At 72.1% G+C, this 12,443-nt stretch carries 13 protein-coding genes; 4 read left to right on the top strand and 9 right to left on the bottom strand.

Annotation, left to right across the window (positions count from 1 at the left end; genetic code table 11):
* The first annotated feature begins 58 nt into the window (after positions 1-58).
* Entirely contained in the window at positions 59-934 is an 876-nt protein-coding gene (locus tag Ahu01nite_RS42440; RefSeq protein ID WP_203842435.1) for a helix-turn-helix domain-containing protein, read from the top strand.
* Positions 935-986: 52 nt separating this feature from the next.
* Positions 987-5,717, top strand: coding sequence for a diguanylate cyclase (locus Ahu01nite_RS42435; RefSeq protein WP_203842434.1), 4,731 nt, complete (start codon positions 987-989; stop codon positions 5,715-5,717).
* 28 nt (positions 5,718-5,745) lie between these two features.
* On the opposite strand, the gene Ahu01nite_RS42430 is transcribed toward Ahu01nite_RS42435, so the two are convergent.
* From Ahu01nite_RS42430 to Ahu01nite_RS42415, 4 genes are read right to left on the bottom strand one after another with little or no spacing between them, the layout of a single operon-like run.
* Positions 5,746-6,255, bottom strand: a complete 510-nt coding sequence (locus Ahu01nite_RS42430) for a hypothetical protein (RefSeq protein ID WP_203842433.1) — start codon at positions 6,253-6,255, stop codon at positions 5,746-5,748.
* A 28-nt stretch (positions 6,256-6,283) separates the two neighbouring features.
* Positions 6,284-6,583, bottom strand: coding sequence for a hypothetical protein (locus Ahu01nite_RS42425; RefSeq protein WP_239159585.1), 300 nt, complete (start codon positions 6,581-6,583; stop codon positions 6,284-6,286).
* Positions 6,580-6,966, bottom strand: a complete 387-nt coding sequence (locus Ahu01nite_RS42420; protein WP_203842432.1) for a DUF1801 domain-containing protein — start codon at positions 6,964-6,966, stop codon at positions 6,580-6,582. Before Ahu01nite_RS42420 ends, Ahu01nite_RS42425 begins: the two co-directional genes overlap by 4 nt.
* The gene (locus Ahu01nite_RS42415; protein WP_203842431.1) at positions 6,909-7,247 is read right to left on the bottom strand and encodes an MmyB family transcriptional regulator; all 339 of its coding nucleotides are present in this window, start codon (positions 7,245-7,247) and stop codon (positions 6,909-6,911) included. The genes Ahu01nite_RS42420 and Ahu01nite_RS42415 overlap by 58 nt, the downstream gene beginning before the upstream one ends.
* On the opposite strand from Ahu01nite_RS42415, the gene Ahu01nite_RS42410 reads away from it, so the two are divergent.
* Together Ahu01nite_RS42410 and Ahu01nite_RS42405 are read left to right on the top strand one after the other, a co-directional pair.
* Positions 7,144-7,644 (top strand): SDR family NAD(P)-dependent oxidoreductase, encoded by a 501-nt coding sequence (locus Ahu01nite_RS42410; RefSeq protein WP_275411823.1) that lies wholly within the window; start codon positions 7,144-7,146, stop codon positions 7,642-7,644. The two genes, Ahu01nite_RS42415 and Ahu01nite_RS42410, sit on opposite strands and share 104 nt — an antisense overlap.
* Positions 7,641-7,811 (top strand): Rossmann-fold NAD(P)-binding domain-containing protein, encoded by a 171-nt coding sequence (locus Ahu01nite_RS42405; protein ID WP_203842429.1) that lies wholly within the window; start codon positions 7,641-7,643, stop codon positions 7,809-7,811. The genes Ahu01nite_RS42410 and Ahu01nite_RS42405 overlap by 4 nt, the downstream gene beginning before the upstream one ends.
* A 43-nt stretch (positions 7,812-7,854) precedes the next feature.
* Here the strand turns inward: Ahu01nite_RS42405 and Ahu01nite_RS42400 are convergent, their stop codons facing one another.
* The 5 genes from Ahu01nite_RS42400 to Ahu01nite_RS42380 form a co-directional block, all read right to left on the bottom strand.
* Positions 7,855-9,048 carry an LLM class flavin-dependent oxidoreductase gene (locus tag Ahu01nite_RS42400; RefSeq protein ID WP_203842428.1) on the bottom strand — a complete coding sequence of 398 codons (1,194 nt, stop codon included), beginning with the start codon at positions 9,046-9,048 and terminating at the stop codon, positions 7,855-7,857.
* A 111-nt stretch (positions 9,049-9,159) separates the two neighbouring features.
* Positions 9,160-9,903 carry an ABC transporter ATP-binding protein gene (locus Ahu01nite_RS42395; protein ID WP_203842427.1) on the bottom strand — a complete coding sequence of 248 codons (744 nt, stop codon included), beginning with the start codon at positions 9,901-9,903 and terminating at the stop codon, positions 9,160-9,162.
* On the bottom strand, positions 9,900-10,691 hold the full coding sequence (locus Ahu01nite_RS42390) for an ABC transporter ATP-binding protein (protein ID WP_203842426.1): 792 nt from the start codon (positions 10,689-10,691) through the stop codon (positions 9,900-9,902). The genes Ahu01nite_RS42395 and Ahu01nite_RS42390 overlap by 4 nt, the downstream gene beginning before the upstream one ends.
* Positions 10,678-11,481 carry an ABC transporter permease gene (locus tag Ahu01nite_RS42385; protein ID WP_203842425.1) on the bottom strand — a complete coding sequence of 268 codons (804 nt, stop codon included), beginning with the start codon at positions 11,479-11,481 and terminating at the stop codon, positions 10,678-10,680. The genes Ahu01nite_RS42390 and Ahu01nite_RS42385 overlap by 14 nt, the downstream gene beginning before the upstream one ends.
* Complete coding sequence (locus tag Ahu01nite_RS42380) at positions 11,478-12,434, bottom strand: ABC transporter permease (protein WP_203842424.1); 957 nt, start codon at positions 12,432-12,434, stop codon at positions 11,478-11,480. The genes Ahu01nite_RS42385 and Ahu01nite_RS42380 overlap by 4 nt, the downstream gene beginning before the upstream one ends.
* Positions 12,435-12,443 lie beyond the last annotated feature (9 nt).

Genomic DNA, 12,443 nt, shown 5'->3' with positions numbered 1-12,443 from the left:
GTCGAGGGGGTAGAAACGCGACCCCCTTGGCCGGCGGGGGACCTCGTACCGTGGAGGGGTGACGAAGAACGACACGCGGGCGGATGTCCGTGATTTTCTGGCGAGCCGGCGGGCGAGGCTGAGCCCGGCGCAGGTCGGGCTGCCCGCCGGCACCAGGCGCAGGGTTCCCGGGTTGCGGCGGGAGGAGGTGGCCGTGCTCGCGGGGGTGAGTACCGAGTGGTACACGCGGCTGGAGAAGGGGCACATCGCGGGTGTGTCCGACGAGGTGCTGAACGCGGTCGCGCGGGCGTTGCAGCTCGACGCGGAGGAGAAGACGTACCTGTCGGACCTGGCGCGGGTGGCGCGGCCGGCGGAGAAGGGGTGCCCGCGGCGGTCGCGACCGGTTGAGCTCGCGCCGCAGGTGCTGTGGATGCTGGATGCGATGACGATGTCACCGGCGTTCGTGACGAACGGGCGCTGGGATGTGCTGGCCAGCAACGCTCTCGGGCGGGCGCTCTACGCTCCCGTGCTGAGCGGGAACGGCAACCTCGCGCGGTATCACTTCCTCGACCCGGGCGCGCACGACTTCTACGCCGACTGGGAGACGGCGGCCACCACGATCGTCTCCCTGCTGCGCGCCGATGCCGGGCGCAACCCGTGTGACCGGGACCTGCGGGCGCTTGTCGGGGAGCTGTCGACGGTCAGCCCCGAGTTCCGCACCCGGTGGGCCGCTCACGACATTCTGCTGCGCAACCGGGGGACCAAGGCGTTCCGGCACCCCGACGCCGGGCTGCTCGAGCTGGCGTACTGCTCGCTGGAGCTGCCCACCGACGACGGGGGCCAGCTGCTGACGACCTACACCGCCGAGCCGGGCTCGCCGTCGGAGGACAAGCTCCGGCTCCTGGCCAGCTGGACCGCGCGGGGACACCACGAGAGCGCCGCCGGGATTCTCTGACCGCTCAATGTTCGCCCGCGCCTGCCGAACGGGAGCAGGGAGGACATTGCACATGGGCGAGACCATGCTGTTCGCGAGCGACCGGACCCGGGTGATCCGGTTCCGCTCGCCCGACGGGGCGGGGCTCGTGCGCAAGGAGTTGTCCGGGCCGGACTCGTTGCGGCGGTTGCGGCACGAGGCGTCGGTGCTGCGGCGGATCTCCGGGCTGCCGGGAGTGCCGGAGCTGGTCGGGGTCGACGACGAGACCCGGGCGCTGATCGTCAGGGACCGTGAGCTGGTCGCGTGCCCGCGCGGGCCGGCCGGGGCCGGTGAGGTGGTCCGCCTCGGGATCGGTGTCGCGCAGATCATCGCCGCCCTGCACGACCGGGGTGTCATCCACAAGGATGTCAACCCGGCGAACATCATGCTGACCGGCCCGGACCGGGCGCCGGTGCTGATCGACTACGACCTGGCCGGCACGTACCCGGTGGAGCGGCCAAGCTTCACCCATCACACCGACATCAGTGGCACCCTCGCGTATCTGGCGCCGGAGCAGACCGGCCGGACCGGCTGGCCCGTGGACCAGCGCGCCGACCTGTACGCCCTGGGCGCCACCCTGTACGAACTGGCCGTGGGCCGGCCGCCGTTCGGGGCGGGTGACCCGCTGCAGCTGATCCGGGACCATCTGACCCGGACCCCTGAGCCGCCGTCCGCCCTGGTCCCGGCGCTGCCCGCGATGCTCGGCGCGATCATCTGCCGGCTGCTGGAGAAGGACCCGGAGCGCCGCTACCAGAGTGCCGAGGGGGTGCGCCACGACCTGATCCGGCTGCGGGACCGCGCGGAGGCGGCGTTCCCGCTCGGCGAGCGGGATTTCCCGTGGCAGCTGGCCGCGCCGTCGCGGCTGGTGGGGCGGGAGCAGGCGGTGGCGGCCCTCGGTGCGGCGCTCGGCGGCGCGATCCTGGGTGCCGGCGCCACGGTGCTGGTCAGCGGCGCGTCCGGCGTGGGGAAGACCGCCCTGATCGACGAGCTGCGCCCGCTGGTCACGGCGGCGGGCGGCTGGTTCGTCAGCGGCAAGTACGACCAGTACCGGCAGGACCCCGACGCCGACGGGGTCCGGCAGGTGTTCCGCGGGCTCGCCCGGATGCTGCTCGCCGAGCCCGACGCCGCGATGCTGTGGTTCCGGGACCGGTTGCGTGCCGTGCTCGGGGCCGGCGCCGGCCTGATGGCGGCCGTGACGCCCGGGTTCGCGGCGCTGCTCGACGTGCCACCGGAGACCGGTGCCGCCGATCCCGCGCACGCCCAGGCCCGGCTGAACGAGGCCGGCAAGCAGACCCTACGGGTGATCGCCGACCCCCGGCGCCCGCTCGTGCTGGTCGTCGACGACCTGCAGTGGGCGCATGCCGGGCCGGTCGCGTTCCTCGACGACCTGGTCACGAACGCGGACCTGCCGGGTGTCCTGATCGTCGTGGCCTACCGCGACGCCGAGGTCGACGCCACCCACCCGCTGGACGCGGTGCTGTCCCGCTGGCGCTGGCGCCCGGATCCGCCGCAGCATCTGTGCCTGAGCGAGCTGTCCGACACCGGGATCCGGGAGCTGACCCTGGAGATGCTGCGGGGCCCGGTCGATCGGATCGACGAGCTCACCGAGCTGATCAGTACGCACACCGGCGGCAACCCGTTCGCGACCGTCGAGCTCGTCAACGCGTTGCGGCGCGGCGGGGCCCTGCTCCCCGGCGACGGCGGCTGGCGGTTCGACCCTCGGGCGAGCCGTCCGGCGGACGTCGGGGCGCTGCTCTCCGCGCAGGTCAGGACGCTGCCCCGGCCCTCGCGTACGCTCGTGGAGATCCTGTCGTGTCTCAGCGGCGACATCGACGTGGAAGCCCTGGAGCTGATCGGCGACCGGTCCGGTGATGCCCTGGAGGTCCTGCGGCCGGCTCTCGAGGCGGGAATGCTGCTGCTCGACGGCGCGATCCTGCGTTTCCGCCACGACCAGATCCGCCAGGCGGTCTACGACGGCATGTCCCCGCGGGTCCGCTTCGCCCGGCACCTGCGAGCGGCCCGGCGACTGGCCGGCCGCCCGGGGTACGGCGTGGTCGCGGCAGAGCAGTACCTGGCCGCGCTGCCGGCTATCGCGTCGGCGACGGAGGCGTACCGGGTGTCGGGGCTGCTCCGGGAAGCTGCCGTGCACAGTCGCCGGCTGGGCAACTATCCGGTGGCGGAGCGTTTCCTCGACGCGGCTGCCGGCCTCGCCGATCCGCCCGCGCGGTGGCCGATCGACGCCGAGCGGCAGGAGGTCCTGCTCGCACTCGGCCGGTTCGGCGATGCCGAGGAGCTGTATCGCAGCATCGGTGAGGACTGCCCCGATCCGCTGATCCGCGCCAGGGCGGCGCTGGTGCAGGCCAGTTCGCTCATCATGCAGAGCCGCCCCCACGACGCCCTGGCGGTCGGCTGCGCGGCGCTTGCCCAGCTGGGCTATCCGGTCCCGGACGCCGCCCGGCTCGCCGCGCAGTTCTCGGACGTCGGCGCCGAGATGGCCGCCTGGTCGCGGGACGGGAGCGCCGAGGAGGATCTGCGCCGCGGCCGCAACACCGACCCCGTCGTCGCCGCGGCCGGCGCGTTGATGGGCCGGCTCCTGGCCGCGGCCTACTTCGTCGGCTCGCCGATCGTGCACTGGATGATCGTCACCGCCACCCGGATCTGGACGGCGAGCGGGCCGTCCCCGGAGCTCGCCGGCACGATCGCCAACGCCATGCTGGTCATGGACGCCCAGGGCGGGGGCTACCGCACCGGGTACGACGTGGTCAGCCGGATGCTCACCGTCAGCGAGGCGATGGGTGCCGAACCCGACGCCTCCTTCGTCCGTTTCCTGCACGCGCTCACCGCGGCACCGTGGTTCGAGCCGCTGCCCGACGTGCTCCGCCACGCCCGCATCGCCCACGAGCGTCAGGTCGGCACGGGCGACGTCTTCGCGGCCGGCTTCACCTGGTACGCGATCAGCGTGATCCTGCTGGAGCACGCCGACCTGGCCGGTTACCAGGCCGACGCCGACCGGGGGCTCGCGTTCGCGGCCGGCACCGGCAACGAGCAGATGGCACAGGTGCTGCACTCGCACCGGGCCGTCGCCGAGACGCTCAGCCGTGGCCCGTCGGCGCTGTTCGGCCAGGAGGACCACCCGCCCGAGATGGCGGGCAACGAGCAGGCCGTGGCCTACTTCCACACGTTGCACGCGTTCACCGCGCTGATCCTGCGTGACCCCGCAGCGGTGGCCCGGCACGCCCCGCAGGCCTTCGCGCGGATCCGGTCCGTCGCCGCTACCGCTGTGACACTGCTCATCCAGCTCGTGCAGACCCTGAACTTCGCCGACCAGGCCCGCGCGGCCGCCCCCGGCGATCGTGCGGGCCTGCTCGCCGAGTTCGACCGCGGGTACGCCTGGGTGGCGGGCCGGGCGGCGGACGCCCCCGGCAACTACGGCCACCTCGACTCCTGGCTGCGGGCGGAACGCGCCTGGATCACCGAGGACTTCGCGGCGGCCGCCCGCGCGTTCGACGCGGCCGGATACGACGTCGAGAGCCGGCAACGTCCCTGGCACCGCGCCCTGATCGCCGAGCGCCGCGCCCGGTTCCTGCTGGCGAACGGCATCGAGCACGGCGGCCTGATGATGCTCCGCGAAGCCGCCCGCCGGTACGAGCAGTGGGGAGCGGCCCGCAAGGTCGACGCGTTGCGCCACGAGTTCCCCTTCCTGGACGACGGCGAGGTCACCCCGCCGTCCGGCCGGTCCTCGTCGGGCAACGTGTCGGCGCAGACCGTCGACCTGCTCGCCGTGCTGCGGGTCAGCCAGGCGATCAGCTCGGAGACCCGCATCGACCGGCTGACCGAGCAGGTCAACGAGCTGCTGCGCGGGCTCACCGGGGCCACCGCCGCCCGCCTGATCCTGAAGGACGCGGAAAGCGGCGAGTGGTTCCTGCCCGACGCCGGATCGTTCCCGTCGACCGTGGTCCGCTATGTCGAGCGCACCCGCAAGCCGCTGCTCGTCGACGACGCGACCCGCGACGAGCGCTTCGCAGCGGACCCTGTCCTGCGTACGGTCGATCTGCTGGCTCTGTTGGCCGTGCCGGTCCTGACCGGCGGTGAGCCGACCGCGATCCTGTTGCTGGAGAACGGCGACAGCCGGGGCGCGTTCGGCCTGAACCGCCTCGAGACGGTGACGCTGCTGGCCGGGCAGCTGAGCGTGTCGGTGAACAACGCGCTGCTCTACGCGGCCCTCGAACGCAAGGTCGCCGACCGTACCCAGGCCCTCGCGGAGGCCAACACCAAGCTGGAGATCCTCGCCGTCACGGACCCGCTCACCGGCCTGCCCAACCGCCGCCGCCTCGAGGAGAGCCTGGGTGCCCGGCCCGCCGCGGTCGCCATGATCGACGTGGATCACTTCAAGCTCTACAACGACAGGTACGGCCACCGGGCAGGCGACCGTTGCCTGCGCCTCGTCGCCCGGACGATCAGCGCGAACGTCCGCGAGTCCGACGTCGCGGCCCGGTACGGCGGGGAGGAGTTCGCCGTCATCCTGGCCAACGCCGACGAGGCGACGGCCCTATCGGTGGCGGAACGCATCCGCGCCGCCGTCGACGCCCTCCGCGAGCCGCACGAGTCCGCACCCCGCGGCCACGTCACGGTCAGCATCGGCGTCGCCTCGGGCGATCCGCTCACCGGCCAGGCTCCCGACGACCTGCTCGAGGCCGCCGACGCCCACCTCTACGCGGCGAAGGAAGCCGGCCGCAACCGGGTCGCCACCCGCGTCAGCCCCTGACCACACCGAGCGGCGGAAGGGTTCACCATCACAACGCGGTGTGCTCTTCTTCGACCGGGCCCGGGTCGGGGACCCCCTCCGGGCTGACCAGCCGGCCGAACTCCGTCGCCAGCATCGAGCCCACGTGGCCCGCCGCGCTGAAGGACCGGCTCTGCCCGTCGACCGTGGTCACGGAGACGGTGACCACCCCGTCGCTCACCTCGCTCCTCGCGGCGCTGACCTCGGCGGCGGTGATGGTCACCCGGTCGCTGCCCCGCTTGCGTGCCGCCGACCAGAGCAGCCAGGCACCCGCCCCGCCGGCCCCGGCGACCAGCACGACCAGGGCGAGGATCCACATCACCGTGGGCAACACACGAATCCCGCGCGCGCCGGCATTGGCGCCCACGGCGGCCAGCCCGAACGCACCGACCAGCGACCCGCCGCAGATCCGTGCCGCCCGCTGGTGGGCCGCCGAGATCTCCCGGACCTCCACCGAGCCGTCGGCGAACTCCAGCGAGACGTTCGCCCCGGTGCCGGTCGAAACCCGCGTCAATCTCATGGCCATCAGGGTAGGCCCAGCCCGGGTGTCAGGCCGCGGGGCGGGTGACGACGTAGAGGTCGAGCACCGCCGGCGGCTCCGCGACCCCGGGCCCTCCGGCCCGCACCCAGGCGGCGATGTCGTCGGCGACGAACTCGTCGTTGACCAGCCCGAGCCACACCGGCCTGCCGCCCGCCGCACGCCCGGCGGCCGACGGCTGGACCACCACGACGGTGGCCTGCGAACAGGCATCGAGGCAGCTGCTGGTGCGTACCCCGGGGATGTCGGCGATGCGGTCCGGTTTGCCGCAGAAACTGCCCCGGCAGACGGTGACCGTGCACGGGCTCACCGCGTCAGCACCCAGCGCTCGACCAGCTCGACCACCTGCGCCCGCCGGGCGGCCACCGCGTCAAGATCGGGAAAATCGATGACCGCGCGATCGGGCGAGGCCCAGGTCATCAGCCCCGTCGGATCATCGAACACGAACCCCGCGCTGTCCGCCCTCACCTTCACCCCGCGATGAAAGATCAGCTGCAGCCGCCCACGTGGCTGCAGCCGGAACGTCACCCGGTCCTCGCCGTCGTAACAGAAACTCGGCGCATTCCACTTCACATGCTCGGTGATCGCCGTGCCGGAAGCCAGGATCGCCTCCCGGAGCTGAAGCACCCCGTCCTTCAACGGATGCTCCAACCCGACCAGATACCGCTCAACCTCTGCCGCCGGAGTCCCCATTCAAGGATCCTAGGACAGCGCTCTGCGTGAGGAGCAGTCGCAGCTTCGCGGTCGAGGGTGTCGTCGTGCACGCGCGGGTCGTGGTTGGCGCGCAGGGCAGCCGCGGTGGGTGCGGCGACCTGCTCCCATCGGGGGTAGCGCGTGCGGGTCGAAGGGTCCAGGAACAGCCAGCGTGCGATGTTGCGGTCGGCTGTGGGGAGCGCGTCGAAGTCCGTGAGCAGGATGCGGGCCGCGTGGTTGGCGGCGGACGGTGCCGCCGTCTCTGTGGCCGCCCGTCGCACCGATCGGCTCGAGCAGACCGCGCGGCAGATCCGGGAGATCGGCGGAACCGCCCTGGTGGTCCCGGCCGATCTGACCGGCGCGGCGGCCGCTGCGGAAGCGGTGGACACGACGACTCGTACGCTCGGACGTCTCGACACGCTCGTCAACGCCGCGGGGGTGATGCTCAACGGGCCCTCCGAGGAGGCGCTGCTCGGGGAATGGGACCGGATGGTCGACATCAACCTGCGTGGCCTCATGTACGTGACGAGGGCAGCGCTGCCGCACCTGCTCGCCAGTGGGGGACGGCACGCGCTCGGTGGCGGACGTCGTCACCGGTGCGACCGAGGCGTGGCGGCAGGAGTTCACCACGCGGGGTCTGCGGTTCTCGGTTGTCGAGCCGGGGCGTACCGAGAGTGAGCTGTTCGATCAGAAGGGCAAACTCCGACGCCGATTTCACCGCCGCGTTCGGCAAGGTCGAGGCGCTGCATGCGGAGGACATTGCCGCCGCGATCGCTTACATAGTCACCAATCCCCGCCGGGTCGCCGTCAACGAGATCGTCATCCGGCCGGCCGACCAGCCATGAGGGGCCGGGACGCTGCACCAACCCGCAGCGTCCCGGCGGTGGGTCAGGACTGGGCGGTGGCGTAGCGGGCGTAGTCCGGGCCGTGGTTGCCGAGGTGGTCGGCCTGGAGGGTGCCTCGTTGGCCGGTGGCCTTGCGGTGGGCGATCTCCTGGCGGACCAGGGGGAGGACGTACTTGCCGTAGTCGATGGCGTCGGTGAGGGTGTCGTAGCCGCGGATCGAGACCAGGGAGGCGCCGCGGTCGACGTAGTCGAGGATGGCGGCGGCGACTGTTTCGGGGGAGCCGACCAGGGCGGTGGAGGCTCCGGCGGCGTTGGTTACCGCGGCGGTCTTGGTCCAGAGGGCGCGGTCGTAGAGTTCGGAGCGGTCGGCGAAGTTCAGGGCGCGCTGGGAGCCGACGTTCTGGGGGGCAGCGCCGCCGAGGCGGGGGGCCTTGCGGTGGGTCTCGGCGACCTTCGCGACGTATTCGTGGGCCTTCTGCCAGGCCAGTTCGTCGGTCTTGGCGATGATCGGGCGGAAGGTGACCCAGATCCGGGGCAGCGTGGTGCGGCCGGCGGCGCGGGCGATGCCGTGGACGCGGTCGATCTCGCTGCGGAGGTCGTCGAGGGGTTCGCCCCAGAAGCTGAAGATGTCGGCCTTCGCGCCGCCGATCTCGAACGCCTCGTCGGACTGGCCGCCGATGGAGATCGGGATGGGGGATTCGTAGGGGGCGAAGCCGGGGCCGAAGCCGTCGAACTTGTAGAACTCGCCGTCGTGGTCGAACGGGGCCGGCTCGGTCCACGACCTGCGCAGGATGTCGATGTATTCCGAGGTGCGGGCGTAGCGCTTGTTCTTCGGCAGGTAGTCGCCCTGGCGGGCCTGCTCGACGTCGCTGCCGCCGGAGATGAGGTGGACGACCGCGCGGCCCTCGGTCAGCTGGTCGAGCGTGGCGAGCTTCTGCGCGCCGACGGTCGGGAGCGTGGTGTTGGGGCGCAGCGCGACGATCGGCTTGATGCGCTCGGTGAGCGCGCCCACGGCGCTCGCCGTGACGAACGAGTCGGCGCTGCCCGAGCCGTAGGGCAGCAGGGTGTAGTCGTAGCCGCCGTCTTCGAGCGACTGCACGTACTTGCGGAAGTACGGCAGGTCGATGCCGCGGGACGGGACCGGGTTGAGCTCGGTGGACGGGTTCAGGTGCGAGAGGCTGATGAACTCCACGTCCGGGGCTGCGGTCTGCGGGATCGTCGGATCGAAGGACGTCATGGTGTTCCTCTCGGCAGCGCTACAAATCTCCTACAACACCTACCAAACTAGTAGGCGATGCCGGGTGCTGTCCAAGGTTGATCGGCGATCGATGCCGATCGCGAATGCTTATCAGAGGCGGGGGACGCTCTGGAGCAGGCGGCGTGTGTAGGGGTGGGAGGGAGCGCCCAGGACGGTGCGGGTGGGGCCCTGTTCGACGATGCGGCCGTGTTCGAGGACGGCGGTGTGGGTGCAGAGTTCGGCGACCACGCCGAGGTCGTGGGAGACCAGCAGGATCGTGAGGTCGCGGTCGGCGCAGAGGGAGGCCAGCAGGTCGACGATGCGGACGCGGGTGGTCAGGTCGAGGGCGCTGACCGGTTCGTCGGCCAGGAGGACCTTGGGGTCGCAGACGATGGCGCGGGCGATCGCGATGCGTTGTCGTTGGCCGCCGGAGAATTCGTGGGGGTAGCGGGTGGTGGCGTCGGCGGGGAGGCCGACCGCGTCGAGCGCTGCCGCCACCCGGGTGGGGTCCGTGCCGAGGCCGAGGCCGCGCAACGGTTCCGCGACGATGCGGCCGACGCGGTGGCGGGGGTCGAGCGAGGAGTACGGGTCCTGGAACACCGCCTGGACCGCCCGGCGGTAGTCGCGCAGATTCCGGCGGGTGAGCGGGCTCCCCGCGTACGCAATGGTGCCGGTGGTGGGGGTGGTGAGTCCGAGCAGGAGCCGGAGCAGGGTGGTTTTGCCGGCGCCGGACTCACCGACCAGGGCGACATTGTCGCCGGCGTGCACGGCGAGGGACACGTCGGTGAGGGCCGGGGAGCCACCGCGGTAGGAGTACCCGACGTGGTCGGCTGAAAGGAGAGCAGGGGAGGTCATGAGAGGTGCCTTCCCAGGGCGGCGTCGAAGCGGCGGGCGCTGTCGACGAGGGTGCGGGTGTACGGGTGCGCGGGCCGGGCGAGCAGGTCGGCGATCGGTGCCGACTCGACGATGCGGCCCTCGCGCAGCACGTGGGTGTGGCGGGCGACGCGGGCGGCCACCGGCAGGTCGTGCGTGATGAACAGCAGCGCGGTGCCGTGCGTGTCGACGAGCCGGTCGAGCAGGTCGAGGATCTCGGCCTGCACGGTGACGTCGAGCGCGGTGGTCGGCTCGTCGGCGACCAGCAGCTGCGGGCGGCAGGCGAGCGCCATCGCGATCGCGACCCGTTGACGCTGCCCGCCGGAGAGCTCGTGCGGGTAGGAGCGCGCGATCCGGTCGGTGTCGGTGAGCCGGACCTCGTCGAGTGCCGCGTGCACGGCGTCACGCAACGCGGTGCCACGCAGGCTCCGGAACCGGCGGATCGGCTCGGCGATCTGGCGGCCCGCGGGCATCAGCGGGTCCAGCGCGGTGAGCGGCTCCTGGAAGACGGTGGCGACGACCTTGCCGCGTACGCGTGTCCGCAGCTTTTCCTGTCCCTTGATCATGGAGGTGTCGCCGAGCCGGACCTCACCGGTGGCCGTGAGGCCGGGCGGGAGCAGTCCGATGACGGCGAGCGCGGTCAGGGACTTGCCGGAGCCGGACTCGCCGATCAGGCCGGCGCGGTCGCCGGGTCCGACGCTGAACGACACGTCCTCGACCAGCGCCCGCCCTGCCCGGTTGCGGATGGTGAGCCTGTCAACGGTCAGCATCGGAAACTCCCAGGCGCAGGCCGTCGGCGGTGAGGTTCATGCCGATGACGAGGGTGACGAGGGCGAGGCCGGGGGCTATGGCGGCGACGGGGGAGGTCAGTACGGTGGCCTGGGCCTCGAACAGCATCCGTCCCCAGGACGCGTTGGGCGGTGGCGTGCCGAGGCCCAGGTAGGACAGGCTCGCCTCGGCCAGCACCGCGAGCCCGGCCTGCAACGCCAGGTTGACCAGCAGCACGGGTGCGATGTTGGGCAGCACGTGGCTGAGCACGATGCGCGGCCAGGAGACCCCGGCGACCCGCGCGGCGGTGATGTAGTCGCGGCCGAGGACCTGTTTGACCAGCACCCGGACGAGCCGGGCGACGATCGCGGCCATGGCCAGCCCGATTGCGAGGATCGCGGTGCCCAGCGACGCACCCGTTCCGGCGACGATCAGCATCGCCAGCAGCAGTGTGGGGAACGCGATCAGGATGTCGAGCACCACCGCGGCCGCGTCGTCGAGCCAGCGGGTCGCGAACCCGGCGAGCAGACCCGCGCCCAGCCCGAGCACCCCGCCGACGGCGACCGCGCCCAGGGCCGTACCGAGGGCGATCCGGCCGCCGATCAACAGCTGGGTGAGCAGGTCACGGCCCAGTTTGTCGGTGCCGAGCAGGTGGTCACCGCCCGGCGGAGCCAGCCGGCCGCCGGAGGTGTCGTCCGGGGCGAAAGGCAGCCACAGGTACGACACGAGCACCGCACCGGCAACGATCAGCACCAGGACGAGCCCGATGTAGAGGTGCAGTCGTTTACTCATGACGCGCCCGGATGCCGAAGCCGGGGGTCCACGAGCCGCTGCGCGAGATCGCCGAGGAATCCGACGACGAGCACGGTGGCCGTGCTGACCAGCATGACGCCCTGGACCACCGGGTAGTCGTGCTGGCTGATCCCGCGGACGAGCAGGCTGCCGAGGCCGGGCAGCGCGAAGACGCTCTCCACCACGACCGCGCCGAGGAACGTGGTGGCAAGTTCCATGGCCAGGACCGCGATCACGGGTACGGCGGCATTGCGCAGCCCGTGCCGCCAGAACGCCTGCGCGGGCGAGGAGCCCAGCGCGCGTGCCGTACGCAGATAGTCGGCGCCGAGGACACCCAGGGTGGCGCTCCGCACGTACCTGATCAGGGAGGCGGACATGACCAGCGCGACCGTCACGACCGGCAGGACCAGCGACTCGATCGCCGTGCCAGGATCGGCCCAGCCGTCCGGCGGGAAGCCACCCGCCGGGAGGATCCGCAGGCGCAGTGCGAACGCCGTGATGAGCAGCAGTCCCACCCAGAACGCGGGGACCGCGATGCCGAGCTGGGCGACCGCGTTGAGCACCGGGCCGTACCAGCGGCCGGCGCGGGCCGCGGCGAGCACACCGACCGGCACCGCGATCAGCACCGCCAGCACGAACGCGGCCAGTGTCAGCGGCACGGTGACCGGGAGCCGGGCGGTGATCTCCGGGCCGACGGGCAGCGTGCTGATCAAAGATTTGCCCAGGTCCAGCGTGACCACGTCGTGCAGCCAGTTCAGGAACTGGGCCGGGAGCGACGCGTCCGTGCCCAGCTCCCGCCGGGCGGCCTCGATCTGCTCGGGGGTCGCGCCCACCGGGAGCAGAGCGTTGGCCGGGTCGCCCGGCAGGAGCCGCAACAGCACGAACAGTGCCACCGCGGCGAGGACGAGCGACCCGATCAGGATCGCCGTCCGTCGCAGCAGGTAGGAGAGCATCAGATCAGG

Source organism: Winogradskya humida, from assembly GCF_016862215.1.
GTDB lineage: Bacteria > Actinomycetota > Actinomycetes > Mycobacteriales > Micromonosporaceae > Actinoplanes > Actinoplanes humidus.
Note: the sequence above shows the minus strand (reverse complement) of the source record. Positions and strands in the feature narration are given on the sequence as shown.